At 42.4% G+C, this 17,755-nt stretch carries 17 protein-coding genes and 1 pseudogene; 10 read left to right on the top strand and 8 right to left on the bottom strand.

The window, feature by feature from the left end:
* Window positions 1–9: 9 nt before the first annotated feature.
* Complete coding sequence (locus FNH22_RS09750) at window positions 10–843, bottom strand: S1 RNA-binding domain-containing protein (RefSeq protein WP_255518018.1); 834 nt, start codon at window positions 841–843, stop codon at window positions 10–12.
* Window positions 844–977: 134 nt separating this feature from the next.
* Here FNH22_RS09750 and FNH22_RS09745 point away from each other — a divergent pair, with 134 nt between their 5' ends.
* The 5 genes and pseudogenes from FNH22_RS09745 to FNH22_RS09720 all read left to right on the top strand — a co-directional run.
* Entirely contained in the window at window positions 978–1,865 is an 888-nt protein-coding gene (locus FNH22_RS09745; RefSeq protein WP_143398176.1) for a 3-hydroxybutyryl-CoA dehydrogenase, read from the top strand.
* 478 nt (window positions 1,866–2,343) lie between these two features.
* A complete protein-coding gene (locus FNH22_RS09735) occupies window positions 2,344–2,625 on the top strand; it encodes an IS66 family insertion sequence element accessory protein TnpB (protein WP_143398174.1) in 282 nt (93 codons plus the stop codon).
* On the top strand, window positions 2,625–2,978 hold the full coding sequence (gene tnpB, locus FNH22_RS09730; RefSeq protein WP_143398173.1) for an IS66 family insertion sequence element accessory protein TnpB: 354 nt from the start codon (window positions 2,625–2,627) through the stop codon (window positions 2,976–2,978). The genes FNH22_RS09735 and tnpB overlap by 1 nt, the downstream gene beginning before the upstream one ends.
* 36 nt (window positions 2,979–3,014) lie before the next feature.
* Window positions 3,015–4,448 (top strand): IS66 family transposase, encoded by a 1,434-nt coding sequence (locus tag FNH22_RS09725; protein WP_143398172.1) that lies wholly within the window; start codon window positions 3,015–3,017, stop codon window positions 4,446–4,448.
* Window positions 4,449–4,487: 39 nt separating this feature from the next.
* Window positions 4,488–5,954: pseudogene (locus tag FNH22_RS09720) on the top strand (IS1182 family transposase); the annotation flags it as partial.
* A 133-nt stretch (window positions 5,955–6,087) separates the two neighbouring features.
* Here the strand turns inward: FNH22_RS09720 and FNH22_RS09715 are convergent.
* The 3 genes from FNH22_RS09715 to FNH22_RS09705 all read right to left on the bottom strand — a co-directional run bounded on the left by FNH22_RS09715 (window position 6,088) and on the right by FNH22_RS09705 (window position 8,746).
* Window positions 6,088–7,188, bottom strand: a complete 1,101-nt coding sequence (locus FNH22_RS09715; RefSeq protein ID WP_143398170.1) for a hypothetical protein — start codon at window positions 7,186–7,188, stop codon at window positions 6,088–6,090.
* A 491-nt stretch (window positions 7,189–7,679) separates the two neighbouring features.
* Window positions 7,680–8,051: a hypothetical protein gene (locus tag FNH22_RS09710; RefSeq protein ID WP_143398169.1), complete on the bottom strand. Its 372-nt coding sequence runs from the start codon at window positions 8,049–8,051 to the stop codon at window positions 7,680–7,682.
* A gap of 494 nt (window positions 8,052–8,545) precedes the next feature.
* On the bottom strand, window positions 8,546–8,746 hold the full coding sequence (locus FNH22_RS09705; RefSeq protein ID WP_255518017.1) for a hypothetical protein: 201 nt from the start codon (window positions 8,744–8,746) through the stop codon (window positions 8,546–8,548).
* Window positions 8,747–8,892: 146 nt separating this feature from the next.
* Here FNH22_RS09705 and FNH22_RS09700 point away from each other — a divergent pair, with 146 nt between their 5' ends.
* From FNH22_RS09700 to FNH22_RS32895, 3 genes are all read left to right on the top strand, one after another.
* Entirely contained in the window at window positions 8,893–9,111 is a 219-nt protein-coding gene (locus tag FNH22_RS09700) for a helix-turn-helix transcriptional regulator (RefSeq protein ID WP_143398168.1), read from the top strand.
* A gap of 349 nt (window positions 9,112–9,460) precedes the next feature.
* Complete coding sequence (locus FNH22_RS09695) at window positions 9,461–9,733, top strand: helix-turn-helix domain-containing protein (RefSeq protein ID WP_143398167.1); 273 nt, start codon at window positions 9,461–9,463, stop codon at window positions 9,731–9,733.
* 265 nt (window positions 9,734–9,998) lie between these two features.
* Window positions 9,999–10,115, top strand: coding sequence for a hypothetical protein (locus FNH22_RS32895; RefSeq protein WP_221420247.1), 117 nt, complete (start codon window positions 9,999–10,001; stop codon window positions 10,113–10,115).
* Between the two features lie 148 nt (window positions 10,116–10,263).
* Here the strand turns inward: FNH22_RS32895 and FNH22_RS09685 are convergent, their stop codons facing one another.
* Window positions 10,264–10,629 (bottom strand): hypothetical protein, encoded by a 366-nt coding sequence (locus tag FNH22_RS09685; RefSeq protein WP_143398166.1) that lies wholly within the window; start codon window positions 10,627–10,629, stop codon window positions 10,264–10,266.
* A gap of 126 nt (window positions 10,630–10,755) precedes the next feature.
* Between FNH22_RS09685 and FNH22_RS09680 the strand changes: the two genes are divergently transcribed.
* Both FNH22_RS09680 and FNH22_RS09675 read left to right on the top strand, forming a co-directional pair.
* Window positions 10,756–11,766: an AraC family transcriptional regulator gene (locus FNH22_RS09680; protein ID WP_143398165.1), complete on the top strand. Its 1,011-nt coding sequence runs from the start codon at window positions 10,756–10,758 to the stop codon at window positions 11,764–11,766.
* A gap of 193 nt (window positions 11,767–11,959) precedes the next feature.
* Window positions 11,960–12,937: a DUF3365 domain-containing protein gene (locus FNH22_RS09675; RefSeq protein WP_143398164.1), complete on the top strand. Its 978-nt coding sequence runs from the start codon at window positions 11,960–11,962 to the stop codon at window positions 12,935–12,937.
* 91 nt (window positions 12,938–13,028) lie between these two features.
* Here the strand turns inward: FNH22_RS09675 and FNH22_RS09670 are convergent, their stop codons facing one another.
* From FNH22_RS09670 to FNH22_RS09660, 3 genes are all read right to left on the bottom strand, one after another.
* Window positions 13,029–13,265 (bottom strand): hypothetical protein, encoded by a 237-nt coding sequence (locus tag FNH22_RS09670; protein ID WP_255518016.1) that lies wholly within the window; start codon window positions 13,263–13,265, stop codon window positions 13,029–13,031.
* A gap of 184 nt (window positions 13,266–13,449) precedes the next feature.
* Window positions 13,450–15,717 carry a tetratricopeptide repeat protein gene (locus tag FNH22_RS09665; RefSeq protein ID WP_143398163.1) on the bottom strand — a complete coding sequence of 756 codons (2,268 nt, stop codon included), beginning with the start codon at window positions 15,715–15,717 and terminating at the stop codon, window positions 13,450–13,452.
* Between the two features lie 162 nt (window positions 15,718–15,879).
* Window positions 15,880–17,691 (bottom strand): hypothetical protein, encoded by a 1,812-nt coding sequence (locus FNH22_RS09660; RefSeq protein WP_143398162.1) that lies wholly within the window; start codon window positions 17,689–17,691, stop codon window positions 15,880–15,882.
* Window positions 17,692–17,755 lie beyond the last annotated feature (64 nt).

The raw sequence follows: 17,755 nt of genomic DNA, 5'->3' as shown, positions 1-17,755 counted from the left end.
GCCTGGCTTTTATTTAGTTGATTGGGTAATCCCTTTATCAGATAATTTGATCCTGCCTTCTTTTAACAGCCCTCCAATTGCTTTTTTAAAGGCCTTTTTGCTCATACCAAAAGTCTCCGAGATCTCCTCAGGGCTGGACTTATCATGAAAAGGTAAAAACCCGTTACTCATCGACAGATTATTGAGGATAAGCTCTTTATTATCTGCAATCGCTTCCACTCCTAAAGGGGTAATGGAAAGGTCAATTTTTCCGTCTTCCCGAAGTGTCTTGATGTATCCTTTAAGGGCATCTCCAACGCTGAGCTGACTGAACACTTCATTGTGATATACCAACCCCTGGTACTTTTGGTTGATAACGGCTTGAAAGCCCAAGTCACTTTTCCCGTAAATCAATAGGTCCACCTGCTCCTTTTCCTGAAGACCCGTAACTTTCTTTTCAAAAAAGGCATTCAATTTTCCCACGCCGATCAAACGATCGGTTTTGTAATCGAGACAAATACGCACTACATACCGATTGCCACGTTTAAAGGGCATATGCTGCTCACTTTTGGGAACAAACAGGTCTTTCTCTAAACCCCATGACATGAATGCACCATGCGGATTAACATCTGCTACAGTCAATGACACAAATTCATCTTTTATGCCGGCGGGCTCTAACGTAGTGGCGATAAGCCTGTCTTCGGAATCCCGATAAAGAAAAACACGGATCTTGTCACCCACCTTAATTGCTTCAGGAATGTACTTGCCGGGGATAAGAATATCTCCCAGATCAGACTTTAAATACATTCCAAAATCCACTTCCCGAAGGACTTCCAGCTCGTAAAAATTACCAATGGTCATCATAGGGGCGAAGTTAGTCAAAATTCCAGGTTGTCTGTTCAATATGGTATATTCAATGTTCTTTTCCCATGCCTCTTACCTCTACGCTATGCCCGGGAAAATTTCTATATTTGCCGCCTTAACAAACCACTGATGGAATGAAAAATATAGCTGTAATTGGCTCAGGTACTATGGGAAATGGCATTGCCCATGTATTTGCTCAAAATGGATACAACGTTGCTCTGATTGACATAGCACAGGAGGCATTAGATAAAGCCCTTAAAACTATAGCGGCTAACCTTGACCGCCAAATCAAAAAAGAGGTGATCACCGAAGAAGTAAAGACCAGCACTCTTGCTAATATTACAACATTTACGGAGGTCGCCTCGGGCGTAAAAGATGCAGAACTGGTCATAGAGGCAGCCACGGAAAACACCGGGTTAAAACTCAAGATATTTGAAGAACTGGACAAAACCTGTGCCCCGGATACGATATTAGCTACTAATACCTCCTCTATATCTATCACTAAAATTGCTGCCGTTACCGGGCGCTCATCACAAGTGATAGGTATGCACTTCATGAACCCGGTACCTGTTATGAAACTGGTGGAAGTGATCAGGGGATACAACACATCAGATGAGGTCACTGAAAAAGTGATGACTTTATCCAGGCAATTAGGTAAAGTACCCGTGGAAGTTAATGATTACCCCGGTTTTGTAGCCAATCGAATCTTAATGCCCATGATCAATGAGGCTGTGTATTCGTTATTTGAAGGGGTAGCTGGTGTTGAGGAAATAGATACAGTAATGAAGTTGGGTATGGCACACCCCATGGGACCATTGCAATTGGCTGATTTTATCGGACTGGATGTTTGCCTTTCTATTCTAAAGGTACTCCATGACGGGTTTGGAAATCCTAAATACGCCCCCTGCCCATTGCTGGTAAATATGGTAGAAGCCGGGCATAAGGGAGTGAAATCAGGCAGTGGTTTTTATTCCTGGGGACACGGAACCAAGGAACTCATAGTGGCTGACTGGTTCAAATAAACGCAGTGGGTTATACGAAGTGCACATTGTCCATAAACAGGGTAAGCCACTAACTCACCTAATGATCAAAGACCAAACTTCTTCTTGGTGTAGTTTTCATGCAAAAGAAAAGAGGGTGTCTCAAAAGTCACCTTCTTTTTATGGTAAAGAAAGTAAAGGCCGATAGCGAGAAGCTGTCGGCCTTTTTGATGACTAAGGGTTAACTTAGTGTTGTGTGTACTACTTCAAATCTAGTCTTTAAAGATTACAGTCCTAATCAAGTGATGCTACTTCCTCCTTCTTTGGAAGAATTAATTGAGGAAAACCATCCAGTTCGTCTGGTTAATGATGTGATCGATCGTATTAATGTTGACCCCTTACTCAAGCACTACAAGCCTGGCGGTACATCGGTGTACCATCCACGCATGTNGTATCCCTTCGGTGTTGGGCGTATTGCTGTATGCTTTCTGAATAGTGATTTTTGTTCACAAAAAGAGCGATGAGCAAGGAATCTAAGATGTTTGAGTTGATGAAGGAGTGGGAGTCAAGTGGCCTGGACAGGCCTTCGTTTTGTGCACGTCATGGCCTTAAGTTGTCCACCTTTTCCTATTGGCGCACCCGTTACAGAAAGTCTCAAGGTCAGGCTAAGGCTGAAGGTTTTGTGGCCATCCCACCGACATTAAGCTCTTCCATTGAGTTAGTCTATCCCAATGGAGTCAAGCTGGTCTTGCCTGAATCGACCACTTGTTCGACCATTGCTGCCCTGATCCACCTGGTGTAATGTTTTCTTTGACCAGTTCCCACCAGTATTATTTGTATCAACATCCCACTGATATGCGCAAAGGCTTTGATAGCCTCTCAGGTATTGTGCGTAATGAGTTAGGCAGGAACCCGATGGATGGTGGGGTATATGTTTTCCTTAACAAGCTGGGTAACCTGATCAAATTATTGCATTGGGAATCGGGTGGATTTACCTTGTATTATAAACGCCTTGAGCGGGGCGTATTTGAACGTCCTGCTGTAGATGGAGCGCTCATGTTAAGCTGGTCTGAGTTGATGTTGATCGTGGAAGGTATCCGCCTGGACTCAGTGCGTAAAAAAGTTCGTTACCAGTTGAATAAAGCTGTTTTTTAATTCGTCAGATCGTTTTCGTTGCCGTAAATTTACCCTGTGCAGGGACAAGTAGACTTACAGGAAGAAGTCCTGACTTTACGACAGGAAAATGCTTACTTAAAAGAAGAGTTAGCACAGCTAAAGCGTATGATCTTTGGCCGTAAGCGAGAGCGTTTTATTCCTTCGGATATTGCCCAACACGCTTTGTTTGAAGAACAGGAAGCTGTTGAAGCCGCTGCACAACAGACCATCACCTATCAGCGAGAGAAACCTAAGAAGACTGGTAAGGCTAAACGGTTGTTATTACCTGCTTACCTTCCCAGAGAGGAGCGACTCATCGAGCCCCAAGGGGTGGATTGGCAAAACAGTGTCCGGATCGGGGAAAAGGTCAGTGAGGTATTAGAATACACCCCCGGTAAGTTTTATGTCACTAAGACAGTACGCCCTGTTTATAAGCAGGCTGAAAGCATTAAGGTAGCGGATCTGCCTACCCAGGTGATCCCTAACGGCAATGCAGGGGCCAGCCTGTTGGCCTATCTATTGGTAAGTAAGTTTATCGATCACTTACCGTTCTACCGCCAGGTACAAATCTTTAAAAGAGATGGGATGAAAATCCCTGAATCCACCCTGTCGGGTTGGTTCAGAAAAACCTGTGAACTGCTGGTGCCACTCTATGAGTTAATGGTCCAACAACTCACCAACACCGATTACCTCCAGGCCGATGAGAGCCCCATCCCGGTATTGAGTAATCAAAAGCCAGGAAGTACCCATAAAGGGTACCAGTGGGTATTTTTACTGCCTAAATGTAAGATGGTGGTTTTTCAATATCATCAAAGCCGGGGTAAGTCGGTAGCTCAGGAAATCTTAAAGGATTTTAAAGGCTGTCTACAAACTGATGGGTATGCGGGCTATGAGGAATTGGGCAGAAGAGTGGATATTACCCATCTGGGGTGTATGGCCCATGCCCGCCGAAAGTTTGAGGCGGCTTTGGAAAATGATCAGTCATTGGCCAGTACTGCTTTGAATATGTTCCAACAGCTTTATGCTATCGAAAGAAAAACCCGAGAAGAAAAACTTGATCAGCAGGCAGTCTACCAGCTCAGACAAAAAGAAGCTTTATCCGTGTTGAATGAGATGAAAAGCTTCCTGGAGAAGAATTATTCCAAGGTCTTGCCTAAAAGCGCCATAGGCAAAGCATTCACTTATAGTCTCAATCAATGGCAACAGTTGATCAGGTATACAGAAAATGGCCATTGGCAGATTGATAACAATGCGGTGGAAAACAAGATCAGACCATTGGCATTAGGTAGAAAGAACTATTTGTTTGCCGGCTCTCACAATGCCGCTCAGCAAGCAGCTATGATGTATTCTTTCTTTGGAACTTGCAAGCTCAATGATATCAACCCATTAGAGTGGCTTACCCAAACCCTGAGAAAAATCCCTGAGTATAAGATCAACCAGTTACATGAATTACTGCCTATAAGAAAATAATCATAATTAAATACACGCCCAACACCGAAGGGATACNCTTCTTTGGAAGAATTAATTGAGGAAAACCATCCAGTTCGTCTGGTTAATGATGTGATCGATCGTATTAATGTTGACCCCTTACTCAAGCACTACAAGCCTGGCGGTACATCGGTGTACCATCCACGCATGTTGCTCAAAGTACTTGTGTATGGCTATTTGACCAATATCTATTCTTCCCGCAAGATGGAAGCAGCTTTAAAAGAGAACATTCATTTTATGTGGCTCTCTGCTATGAATAAACCGGATCACAACACCATTGCCCGCTTCAGGAGTGAGCGACTCAAAGATGCCTTGCGACAGGTTTTCGGTCAGGTGGTAGAGCTACTGCTAGAAGAAGGGCTGGTCAGTATCAAGACGATCTACACTGATGGTACTAAACTAGAAGCCAATGCTAATCGGTACACCTTTGTATGGGGAAAAGCGATCAAAACCAGTAAAGAGCGTATCGCTAAACAACTCGATGAGCTATGGAAGTATACCCAACAACTGGCCGAAGAAGAGCTCACCGATGAGGTCCCAGCTGACTTTAAAGAGATCGATAGTAAAAAAGTGAGTCGCACTATAGCTAAAATTGATCAAGCCCTGGAAGGAAAGCCCGTCAGCAAAAAAGTCAAACAGAAGCTCAATTATGCCCGTAGAAACTGGCCTTCCAAATTGGCTGAATACGCTGAAAAAGAAGCTGTTTTAGGCAGCAGAAGCAGCTACTCAAAGACCGATCCACAGGCTACTTTTATGCGGATGAAAGATGACCATATGCTCAACGGCCAACTCAAACCCGCTTACAACTGGCAGATCAGTACCTCGAATCAGTTTATCGTCAACTACAGCCTTCATCAAAACGCCAATGATACCCTCACCCTCAAGCCACACTTACAGCATTACCACGACCTTTATCAAGCCTTACCTGAAGCTATCTGTGCCGATGCGGGCTATGGAAGTGAAGAAAATTATGACTATCTGGAAGAAGAAAAAATAGATAACTACATCAAATACAACTATTTCCATAAAGAGCAATCCAAAAAATGGAAAGAAGACCCCTTTAAATCTCAAAACCTGTATTACAACCAGGAGAAAGATACGGTGTATTGTCCTATGGGCCAACCTATGAAACGAATAGGAGATCGAAAATCGAAAACCTCGTCAGGTTATGCACAAACTTATGCACAATATCAGGCCATTCACTGTGAAGGATGTCCGCTTCGAGGCGCGTGCTATAAGGCTAAAGGTAATCGAATCGTAGAGTTGAACCACAACCTGCGCAGGCATAAGCAAAAAGTCAGGGAAAACCTTACCTCAGCACAGGGATTACTTCATCGCTCCAAAAGGCCGTGGGATGTGGAGGCGACTTTTGGAGCCATAAAACACAACCGGGGCTTCCGTAGATTTATGTTGAAAGGACTTCAAAAAGTGGAAATAGAAGCTGGATTGCTTGCTATAGCTCATAACCTGGCCAAAAAGGCGGCATAGGCTTAGGACAACTCTTGCCTTTTTGAAAAAGAAGCTTGCTAAACGTTAAATCAAAAACTCAATCCTTGTAAAAGTAAAAAGACCGCCTCAATCACTTTTGAGACGGCCTCTTTTAATTTATTCTTTAAAATGATCAGCTTCTGGGCTTGAATATTATTTCAAAATAATAATAATCCTCACCGGAACCTTTAGTGCCCTCTTCATTCGATAATTTAAGGTTTCCATTCTCCAAAACCACATCGTAAATTTCTACGAAAGTGCTTTCTTCGAATTCACTGTCAATATCATCATCTTCAATGGTACCGATCAGCGTGATTTTTGCAGTGTTGCTGTCATATGACCATGCGCCATCGAAAGTTTCTACTACCGTTTTTTCTTCATAAATCAGGCCGTCGGTACAATTTGTTTTTTCGTAGTCCCGTTCTTTTTCATATTCGCTGATCTTAAACTGGAATCCTCCTTCTTTTGAAAAGGCAGCGTATATGTAGTCGATTCTTCTCAGTTCCGTAACTTCTACCTCCTGGCTGGATTGATCATCACAAGGGATGGAGCTGGTATAGGTTTCTTCATTAGTTACACCTACAAGAGTCTCTTCCTCGTAGGTAGAACCACTGTATTCTTCGAATTCATATTGCGATACCATTTCCCACTCATTATCTGTTAGGAATGCACTCTCTTCACCCCCAAAAGCTAATACCGTAATACATTCTTCTATAATATTAGAGACCCTGCTCTCCTGATCATATACACAGTACAAAACACAAAATTCACCAGGGCTTAAATTGTCCGGGATACCGACAGATAATGTCAGATCTTCCATCGTTCTTCCTGTCTTTTGCAGTCGGCCAAATGCTATACGACCACCTGTGGCCAGTTTGGATGCCGGTACATCATAATACTCTGAGGCTCCTTTGACCTGAATATAAACTCCAGCTACATCACCTGAATTCGTCTCATTAATAGGTACGATCAAATCAGTTCCCGTGATTACTTTTAAATCACCTATATTTTCGTCCAATACAGGGGCAGCAGTGTCGTTTGAGGGTGCCGGAGGTGTTCCGGTCTTAAGAGTAGCACCTTCTACGGTAAGTGCATTGGTCACTTCATCCGGATTGTCTATGGCTACAGGGATCTTCTCTTCTTCTGCAGCAGGAGTATCATCATCACCGCATGCCGCTAAAAAAAATAAAGCCAGAAGGCTAAAAAGTAATTGATTTTTAAATAATTTGTTCATTCTTGATTGTGATTAATTAACACGTGTTTAATGCCTTACTACTTAATATAGTAACCAATTTATCAGATAGTTACTCTGTGCGAACTTGAGTTTGAAATAGGACTGGTTGTAAAAAACTCCGGATGAGTTTTTATAAAAACTGCTTATTCTTATCAAGTAATGGTAATGCCACCTTCATCTCTAAAGACGAAGTTAAAATGAGGTAACCACGATGATGTGTTTATTCGACGAGTAGTGGTGAAAGTACGTTGTAAAGGCAGTCGGGATAGATGTTTGCCATGAAAACGTTCCTATGGTTAAGGCCCCTATCAATCTATATCAATTGCTTGGCTCCAGCCGAGTAATCCCTATTGCAAAGGCCTCTGGCCGGGTTTAAGCCTTAAGTGACAGGCTGAAAATCTATGCCATAGGATAAATATGGAAGTTCCATAGTACTTGTAATCCTTTATAGGCGGCTGGAACGATTAATATCAGTTAGATAAAGAAACAACTCATTTTAATCCCCAGCATACGGCCAACTCTTCACGTTTAAATTGTTCAATCTGATCGTCTATGATCAGTTCAATTTCATGCCATAGCGAGATAATCCTTTCTTTTTTTGCTTCATCTTCCTCACAGTGGATCAAATGGTTAATGACCGTATGGTTCCAGGCGGCGAGGTGCTCCGAATTAAAATAACCTAAATAGCCAAGCTCTCGTCCGGACCCTTTTGAAATAGAATCCTGGATAACCTCGGAAAAGACCTTAAAGATGTGAGCAACTTTTTTCGCGTGTACGTGACGCGCTTCCCGGTTGAGAAAGTGGATGATCATTTTGCTGAATAATCCAAGGTCTTTGGGTGCGAAAGTAGCTTCGGTGGTCATAATGCGGGTGGGTTGTTAGTCTAATAGTGTGTAATGGATCAGTGGTTTTTCAATTAAAGATCGCCATAGCCGCACGCTCCGTTTCGGTTGACGTAAAAGTATTCAGTTTGCGTCTTACGATTGGGAGATTGCTTCTTCCTCGTATCCTCGGAATCGCAATGACGATGAGAAGGAAGTTATTAAATTAAAGTGAACGTGCTAAGTGTTTTCTTCCTTTTTTTGATTTGTGTATGGATGAAACGGGGGAGTTTATTGGGGGGTCATAAGTTAAGTGGTTTAGTGTTTTGTTTTTTGTTGATGAAATGAACCAGATGTGCTTAATGATACGTTGCCCTGGTGGCTTTTCTGTAGCTTTTGGTTGTTTGTTTATTCTATTTTGGTTGCCAGGTCTTTCCTCCATTTTTTAAAAAGATTGCAACACTCAAATCTACCTGCCCAATCCTTCCAGAAAATCGAGGTGAAAACCTTGTAGCTCGCAGTATATTTACCATTGCCTAGTCTTTAGGTCTGCCAGATTTCCCGGTTTTGTAGTAATGGACTTTGAAGTCAGTTACTTCATCTTTCAGCTTTTTATTGGCGTTTTCCAACAACTCGTTTTGGGTTTTCATGATTCGAAGTAGGTCATGCATAGCATTCAGGTTTTCGAGCTGGCATGAAACCAGTGCTTCTAAATCTGCTTTGGTGTATCTTCTCATAATCTGTGTTTTGATAGTGAATAGAATTCTTTCGATAATCGAAACAAATCTATTTATTATCGACAGAATAGACAAACAAATCTTTCAATATTCTACAAGAAGGTTTAAAAAGGCTACATTTATCTTTCGATAATCAATAGGTGTTCATGACTGAATTAGGACTTTACCTTACCAAGAAATCAGTGAATAAGGCAATGGTTTCGAGAAGAACCGGTATAAGTGAATCAAGACTGAGCCAATTAAGCTCAAATGAATCAACTCAACTTCGGGTGAGAGAATTATATCTAATAGCCTTGGCGATAGATGTTGACCCCTGTGAGATATTGAGAGAAACCTGCTGTGACGTAAAACTTCTACCAGAATGAATTGAAATTCGTAGATCGACATGATATTGAAAGATGGGCAGAACGATATGATTCAAAGGGGTATCTGCCATATTTGATTTCGGGACTCAATCTACTACACTTTTCCTGACGAACATTATAGCGATAGTGCCATGCGTGCTGATTTAGGGATAGTATTTGCAATCCGGGTATACTTTAGAGGTAGCTTTTGGGGTATGGATACCTCAACATTTTACCATAAGGGCTAATTAAAATAAGTTCACCAAAAATATGCGCATTACAAATGCTGAATGTTCAGCCTTAGAAGAAAATGAGAACGCATTACGCTTTGCTAAATGCGCTCCAGAAGGGGTGATTTAATAATAATTTCTTGACCTATATACAGGTCAAGAAATTCATCAATTTGTTTGCACTTTTGAGGTTAATGAAAAACGACCCACAATTTCTTGAAGCTCTCGGCAAGAGAGTGCAACAATTGAGAACTGAAAAGGGGTTTACTCAGCAAGAGCTTTGTGACAAAGCGGAAATTGCCCGGAGCCAGCTTACCCGGCTGGAACAAGGCGATTTAAACATTACTGTAGCTACTCTTAATGCATTGGCAAATGCAATGAGTGTTTCTCCCAAGTCTTTATTGGAATTTTGATACAGCGTTTGTCTGAGGGGTGGTTTCAATTTTAAAAGCGGTAATAAGTGCCGGTTGTGTTATTATTGATATCGTATGTAGAGATTTCTGTTAAAACCGGCAACAAATTGCTGATTTAACTCGATTCGAGTGAAAATAATGGCGATCCTTGTGAAATCGGCAATAAATTGCTGGATATGGATAAGAAAAGTATAGGAAATACCATCAGAGAACGACGAAGGTTTTTAAAGGGGTTACCCAGGAAGATCTATCAGATATCGCAGGAGTGTCGGAGAGAACACTGTGCAATATTGAAAAGGGCCTGGCTAACCCTGAATTAGAAAGTTTGATGCATCTTTTTGACGTACTCGGGCTTGAAATGGAAATTAGAGTGATCAAATGAATCAGGCAGTAGCAGCTTGCTATAGTATACCATCATAAAGCAGTTCACCATCTCATCTATCGTTCTTTTTAAAGGAAGAAGTAAAGCATTTATAGTATAAATATTATCAGGACAGACTGCGATGATTCGCCATGGGTACGTGGAGAACTTAACCATTGAACCGGTACTGCTGCCAACCAAACAAAGCCACAACCAGTGCAATGGTCATAATGATAGTATAGCCTACCGCAGCCAGGCCAAACAACTGAAAACCTACAATAACCAAACTCCCAATTACCCAACCGGCGTCCAGAAAAATGATCGTAGTGACTAAGCCTTTATTGTCGGACTGCCTGACTACCACGTAAATCAGAAAGACCCCAAAAAGCAACAAATTCCCTCCAAGAGAAGGGAGTACATAAGGTTGTTCAAATCCAAAAAGTCGCTGCAAAGCATTATTTGCGGTTAGGCAGGCAGTGCCATTGATGATGGAGAAAGTGGCATTAGCGGATAACCATTTTTGTATCGGACTCATATCGTATTATTTTGTTTATACAAAATTACCAGATAGCCCTCCTGTAAAATTGTTCGTTGACGACAACAAATCAATATCTTACGACAAGCTGTTTCAATACCCCTGCGGATGCTATACTTTTAGTATATGGATAATTTCTTCATAGCCAAATCAATCATGGATCACCTGGTGCAATTTGCCGGACAGCGAGGAGTGCACGCTGATGAAGTATTTGAAGGTACGGGCAAGGGTTCACCGGAATGGGCTTATACGGAAACAGTACCCTTTGAGAAATTTGCAGTATTGTACGAATTTGTAGCGCATAAAACAGGCGACAACGCGCTGGGACTACATATTGGAGAGCTTTATAACCATGCGGCCATGGGTGTGGTCGGGCAGCTGATCGTGGTGAGCAGGACGGTCCGTGAGGCCATCACTAAGGCTTGTGAATACTTTAACCTGATCAGCAACGTACTGCGATTAAACTTAGAGATAAAAGGTCACCAGTTTCATCTCATTTTTGAAATGAACACGGCATGCCGGGAGGTATTTCCTGTTGCCTCCGGGCATTTCATTATCTCTTCCATGGTTTTTGCCTCCCTGGAACTACAATTTCTTACCGGAAAGCGGTACGGTCCGCTGGTGGTAAGCATTGGACGTGAGGGCGAAAATAAAGCGGAATACGAACGGGTATTTAAAACAAGGATAGCATACCATGATGACGGCAACTATCTCATTTTTGATAAAAAGGTCCTGGATGAGCCGGTCATTTATGCAGATTACGAGTTGCTGATCGCACTGGAAAATGTAGCCCGTAAGCGATTGATGGACCAGGAGAGCGGCAGCTCACCGTTTACAGAAAGGCTCAAAGTAATGATCTATTCCATGCTTGACCCGGGCCTTCCCTCCCTGGAAAAAATAGCACAGAACCTGAATATGTCTCCGAGAAGCCTGCAACGGAAGTTACAAGCCGAACGAACCAGCTACCTCAAAGTGTTGGAAGAGGTGAAAAAAAACCTAGCCATTGATTACCTGAAAAAGGACTTAAGTGTAAAGGAGGTGAGCTACCTGATGGGTTATCATGAACCAAGCTCTTTTGTTCATGCTTTTAAAAAGTGGTTTGGGAAAACGCCTTTAAACTTTAAGGCACTGCTTTGACGTATACGGCGGGCGGTGAAATAATACCGTTTACCAATAAAGGTTTCCGGTTTGCCCTAAAATAAGATATTTTATGTGTAAAACGGTCAATTTATCATCAAAGACCAACACTCTGTTACTTAAGTCACATAAGCGCTAAACCGGGTTGCCAGGTCTTGAGGGTTGGGGTAACTTAGGGTAAAAATACCCGGAGATGAAATACTTGTTTTTCCTGCCCTTAGTCATAGTATTAGGCTGTTCTAACCCAAAGGATCCAAAAGAAAAAACGGTAGATATTGCCCCATCGGTTAAAAGTGTGGCTTTGAAGCAGGGCAATCGCATCTCCTCTCTGGCTCAGCAGGCCCTTGGGAGCCAACTCATGAAAAAAATAAGTACTCAGAGCCCTGAGGCTGCGGTAGAATTTTGCAACCTGACGGCGTACCCGATTTTGGACTCCCTTAAAACCGGAATGGAGGTAAAGATCAAAAGGGCCTCACTGAAAATGAGAAACCCGAATAATACACCGGATCCTGTCGAAGAAAAAATCATAAGATCCTACCAGGAACAACTGTCCAAAAAGGAAGACCTGGAACCTGTTGTACAGGTATTAAGCAAAAATGAACTGTTATATGCGGCTCCTATTCGAACAAAAAATAAGATGTGCTTAAGCTGCCATGGTATGGGTAATGATCAAATAACGGAGAGCACACTTTCCAGGATCAACACACTTTATCCTGATGATAAGGCGAAAGGGCACAGGGTAGGGGATCTGAGAGGGATCTGGAGTATAACTTTTAAAAAGGAAGACCTTTTGAAGCTTAAGACGGACAAGGAAGCTATTAACCTCGACGATGGGTTGGCGCTTATCCAACAAAACTGCTACTCTTGCCATTCGCCAAATTCAGCTTCTCACGATGACATTATAGCGCCTCCATTGGCAGGAGTAAAAAGCAGGTACTTAAGAGCAGCAGATGGTGATCAGGCAACTTTTGTTGCTCAAATGTCTGCTTTTTTGCTTGAACCAACTGAGGAGTCAGCTCTTATGCAAGGGCCTGTGAATCGTTTTGGATTAATGCCAAAATTCAATTGGAGCAAAGAAATGATCACGAAAATGGTGGAGTATCTTTATGAGAATGAATTGGAAGCGCCCCCCTGGTTTGAAAAGCGCCACCGGGAAATGCACCCTGAGTAATGGCTAACAAAAGGGTAGGGGTAGGCTATTTTGGAGTTTTACCTGATAAACGCCTATTAAATGTAATTGAACCGAATTCAGACTTTTCGTATTACTGTTTTTTGATGATCGCCTGCTTCAGCTTAAAGCCGGAATAAGCCAACAACAAAACCCATGGAACCCCGTGGAATAAAAGATCGAGGTAGTCCGTAAGCTCCATTCCTACGCCGCCCCCGGCCAGCCATTTTATCTTTCCTATTATATGGGGTTCAGGGAAAAATGGCGCCAGGCCTATCGTGACGCTTAACGTTATTAACAGATAAAGTGGTTGAATACTTTTTTTGCTCACGGTGGTAGATCAGTTCATACAAACCTGAAAAATTAATGGTAATGATATTGTAACCAAGGTTACAGTAAATTCACCGGAATGCAGCTATTTTAGTTTTACTTCTGGTTTTCTAACGTCCTTGAGGTTCCGGGGATATAAGGAAGAAGTAATTTCCCAATCGTTGAACGTGAGCCAATTCGTTGATCTAATTACTTTCTAAGTTCCTTTTTATTTCCTGCAATGTCTGCTGATAATTAGGATTTGCCGGTGCCAGTTCAACTAGTAACAGGCAGGTATTGTAAGCCTCTTGTAACTGTTTTGAGTTAAGCTCTGCCACCAGCCTGATGTATAACAATTCCTCGTTATCCACGAAGGTAAGTAAGGCTTCATTGATCGCCTTAATGGATTTGTCGTACTGCTTGTTCTGCTGAAGTATAAGTGCATAATTATAATGAGCGCGAAGAATAGCAGGAGTTCTTGAGCAAGCCTGCCTTAAATATTCAATGGCTTTTTCATTTTTACCCGTTTCGTGATAGAGTAAGCCCAGCATGTAATGTGGATAACTCACATGAGGCTCTTGTTCTATCACTTTCAGGTACAGCGCTTCTGCCTCAGACGTGTTTCCTTCCTTATATAAAAGCAGGGCCAGGTTCATACGTGCCTGATTATAGTGGTTATCTATTTCTATGGCTTTTCGATAGGCCCGGATAGCTCCGGTGACATCCCCTTTGGCCTCGAGGTATTGTGCCTTTCTTTGCTGTCCTGAGGTATGGTCAGCAGACATATCCATGAATGTCATATACTCTTGTTCTGCTGCCTGATATATGGATGTGCGCTGAGTATTAGGCTCGTATTTATTTACGTACTCCAGCGCTGATAGCCGGATAAGGCGGACAGGGTCTTCAAGTAGTGGTTTGATTTGTGGCAAATAGTTTCCCAAACCAAGTTGACTAAAAGCTCTTATCGTTTCATTTTTTACTAACACGTCCGGGTCATTAAGAAATTTTTCGATTTTCTTTACTTCGGCGGGGGAAATCCGGGACGCATAGTAATACATAGCCGTGGCGCGCGCTATTTCAGGATAGGTTTTATTAGAGATCAATTCGTGGAGTCTTTCCAGATTTTCATGATATCCGGCCAGCAGGTGATCGGAAAAATGGTCTTCGCGGGTTTCGCCGAAGTGAGAAACGATGACATCAGCTGCCCAATTAGGAGTTTTGTCCTTATGACAACCGTTACAGGCATTGGGTGTGCCGTATTCCACTGATTGGTCAGGACGGGGTACCCTGAAGCTATGGTCTCTTCTGAAATCATTGCCCATATAGAGTTTACCGGTCATATGACAGTTGATACATTGGGATGCTTCTGTATTTATTTTGTGAAAATGGTGCGACGGAGTATTGTAACCTGGCTCATGACAATTCAGGCAGAGTGCGTTCCCGGTTTTTTTTAACTTAAGGGAATGTACATTATGGCAGTCGCGGCATGTGATGCCATTCTGGTACATTTTACTTTGTACAAATGATCCATATACATAATCTTCATCAAGGATCTGTCCGTCCGGCTCGTACGTAGGAGTTATAATGAGGCTGGGATCGTAATGGTCCAGAAAATGCCCCTTGTAGTCAAAAAAAGAAGTGGTCTGGGCCCGACGCGAATGGCAACGCGCACATTTTTGTACCAACTCTTTTGGACGCATATTATTATGCATGTAGAGTGGTGGCGGGGTGCCCTTGGCATTAGTCTCATAAAACGTTACATGCTTATCAGCAGGGCCATGACAGGACTCACAACCTACATTGATCTCCTCAAAAGTGGTATGATAGGTTTCCGAGCCTACATCAAAATTTTTGCGTAGGTCTGTAGAGTGACAGTCTGCACAGGCAGTATTCCATTTCATTGCATTTCCTGTCCAGTGTAGCCACTCGTTAGGTGCGATATCCAGATCAGGTTGAAGGTCGAACCATTTTTTCTTTTCTGTATCCCAGGCGGTTTGCAGGCATTGATAAGCGCCCTTTGGAAATGCTACAATATATTGCTGTAATGGATGTATGCCAAAAGTGTATATAATTTGATACTCATGGGGTTGACCGTCACGTCCGGTGGTTTGTACGAAATATTTGTTGTCCTTTTGATAGAAAATACTCAGTACGCCGTTACTTAAAAATTTTGCCGAGTCAAAGTCAGCCAATATCGTACGGGAGTCGGCGACCTGCATTGCCTTGTCATGGTGAGAACCTTGCCAGTCCTGGTACTCTTTAGTGTGACACGATACACATGTTTTTGTTCCTGCAAATTTATGCTGAGGAACTAGTGCGGTCTGGCCTTTTTGATCTTCTTCATTAGTATGGGGCAGGTTGGAATCACAACCCAATAAAATAACAAGCCAAAGGACTTTTAAATGAAACGGGTATCTTAAGCATGATTTGAACATGGTAATACAGTTCACTTCTCCGGATTCGGTGGACAACACTTTATATATTTTGCCTGTAACAATGGCTTTCTGCTCCTACAAGTATCACTCAATGCTCTGAATAAGTGAGTACAAATCCAATGAAGAAATTAAAGCAGGCAAGGGTTATAGCGTTTTGTAAGTCTGGCTATTCCCCCCGCCCTATACAACTATATCATATGTTCATATCGCTAACGGTTCAGGCGTACTTAGTGATATGATCTCTGATTCAAGCCTGTTTAATTCTCTTTTAAAAGCCTGCTGGATGGACTGAGATATCACATTTGTTTCTGCAAACAGCTGCTTATAGTAATTGATACCTTGTAGCAGGTTCTCTTTGAACGATTTGAAGTAACGTAATTTCTTTACTTCCTCCGTTCCGGTCGCTTTCAAAAGCTCGTCCTTCAGGTAGGTCACATAAAGCATGGCTTCTTTGATGAACACGTGAGGCCGGCTGTCGGAAGCAATAATATTGGTTTTTCCATAAATATGCTTTACCATTTCTCTCAGCGATACCACCCTGGAGAAGTAGGCCAGGTTAGGCCCAGGACAGACTGAAACAGCAGAGCCATCAGACTTTGTATTAATATTATTAAGTACCAGCGCAGAAGCTGCCAGACCGGCACACAGACACTCTTTGGCTTCTATGCTTTCAAGAGCAGTTGTGTATTCTCTACCCTTCAGCCCTTTGTTGTTCAACTCTTTTATTTTTAAGTCCTGGTACTGACGTGAAGCTGTACAGATAGATTTTTCTGTAAACTCACGGTTTAGCGCCAGGTATTTTTTTGGACATGAACTACCAGGTCTGTTTTTGCTGATCAGTTTTTGACGCTCCAGGTCCTTGGAATTTCCCCGAACTGAATTCATAGGTACCCCCAAAGGTGATTTCTCACTGAGATAAAGGTCTTTTTCCGTGGCTTTGGTAAGTATGTTCATGGTATCAATGTCCACATTGGTGGCCTCTGGTACCAGCAGGAAAGGAGTACCCCAACCTACACCATCTACTTCATAATGATCTAACAAAAGGTTGTGCTCTGAAGCATCCCCGACACCCCCTTGTGCAATAATATCCAGTGAAAAAGGTTGTTCAGGACAAACCATGTCCTTTTTCTCCAAAGCAGCTTTACAGATAGCAAATGTTTTTTGGATCAACTCATTCCGTTTGACCTTGAATTCTTCTAAAATAGGTCCCAATAAGTACCCCTCTGTGGCAAAGGCATGTCCACCACAGTTCAACCCGGATTCAATGCGATATTCAGATACCCAAAGCCCTCTTTTTGCTAAATACATACCCTGGATGAGGGCGGAGCGGTAGTCGCTGACCTTAAGTGCAATCCTCTTCTTGAAAGAGCCGGATGAGTCAGGGTAAAAGTCTTTAAAATTACCCATATAGGCATACAAAGAAGGATTGACTCCGGCAGAAAGCACGACGGTTGACTCCAGCTCACTTTTTGCAAAGCCTCTTAGTGCGGCAAGAGCGTCATTATATTCGACCGGAAGTTGCTGTTTTTTGTTATCGTAATTGATTTTATCCAGTTTGGTCATGATATTAACATCCACCGCACCTTTTACTATTTTTCTGCGTAGTTGCTCCTGCATTACGTAGCGGTCAGCGTTGCTACGTGTACGTATCATCTCCAGGTATTTTTGCTTCAGGCCCGAATCGTCTGGCAACATTTCGAAGTATTTGTCGATTTCACCGTTTTCTCCGAATTCCGCGTATTTAAGCTCTAGAAACTTGTCTTCCACCAAACCATTCATCAGGTTAAGATATTTTCTGATCCTCTCTGCCCGATGGTCGAGTGTTTTTTCGGTGATGAACTCATAGCTTCTGTTGTAAAGCTTGCAGTAATGACCTCTCATTTTTTCAACGAGGTCGTCATCGATAATAGATATGGCAGATGTTATACCATATTTAGCCACTTTTAAAGGTGTATCGATGGTAAAACTTGTCCCCATGACAGGGATATGGAAACTATGAGGTGTATTTTTCATGTAAATCAATAATGAGTTTTGATACAAAAGAACGTTTTGCCCTAGGCTTAAACTATGATTAAGA

Origin of the sequence: Fulvivirga sp. M361, assembly GCF_007097395.1 — a bacterium.
Classification (GTDB): domain Bacteria; phylum Bacteroidota; class Bacteroidia; order Cytophagales; family Cyclobacteriaceae; genus Fulvivirga.
The sequence above is the reverse complement of the archived record's forward strand: the minus strand, read 5'-3'. Positions and strand labels throughout refer to the sequence as shown.

What these genes read in the sequence shown, in the direction of transcription:
- FNH22_RS09715 (WP_143398170.1), bottom strand. Translation starts at nt 7,188, where the DNA reads ATGAACAAATTATTTAAAAATCAATTACTTTTTAGCCTTCTGGCTTTA.
- FNH22_RS09660 (WP_143398162.1), bottom strand. Translation starts at nt 17,691, where the DNA reads ATGAAAAATACACCTCATAGTTTCCATATCCCTGTCATGGGGACAAGT.
- FNH22_RS09700 (WP_143398168.1), top strand. Translation starts at nt 8,893, where the DNA reads ATGACTGAATTAGGACTTTACCTTACCAAGAAATCAGTGAATAAGGCA.
- FNH22_RS09705 (WP_255518017.1), bottom strand. Translation starts at nt 8,746, where the DNA reads ATGAGAAGATACACCAAAGCAGATTTAGAAGCACTGGTTTCATGCCAG.
- FNH22_RS09675 (WP_143398164.1), top strand. Translation starts at nt 11,960, where the DNA reads ATGAAATACTTGTTTTTCCTGCCCTTAGTCATAGTATTAGGCTGTTCT.
- FNH22_RS09750 (WP_255518018.1), bottom strand. Translation starts at nt 843, where the DNA reads ATGATGACCATTGGTAATTTTTACGAGCTGGAAGTCCTTCGGGAAGTG.
- FNH22_RS09680 (WP_143398165.1), top strand. Translation starts at nt 10,756, where the DNA reads ATGGATAATTTCTTCATAGCCAAATCAATCATGGATCACCTGGTGCAA.
- FNH22_RS09745 (WP_143398176.1), top strand. Translation starts at nt 978, where the DNA reads ATGAAAAATATAGCTGTAATTGGCTCAGGTACTATGGGAAATGGCATT.
- FNH22_RS09685 (WP_143398166.1), bottom strand. Translation starts at nt 10,629, where the DNA reads ATGAGTCCGATACAAAAATGGTTATCCGCTAATGCCACTTTCTCCATC.
- FNH22_RS09735 (WP_143398174.1), top strand. Translation starts at nt 2,344, where the DNA reads ATGAGCAAGGAATCTAAGATGTTTGAGTTGATGAAGGAGTGGGAGTCA.
- FNH22_RS09710 (WP_143398169.1), bottom strand. Translation starts at nt 8,051, where the DNA reads ATGACCACCGAAGCTACTTTCGCACCCAAAGACCTTGGATTATTCAGC.
- tnpB (WP_143398173.1), top strand. Translation starts at nt 2,625, where the DNA reads ATGTTTTCTTTGACCAGTTCCCACCAGTATTATTTGTATCAACATCCC.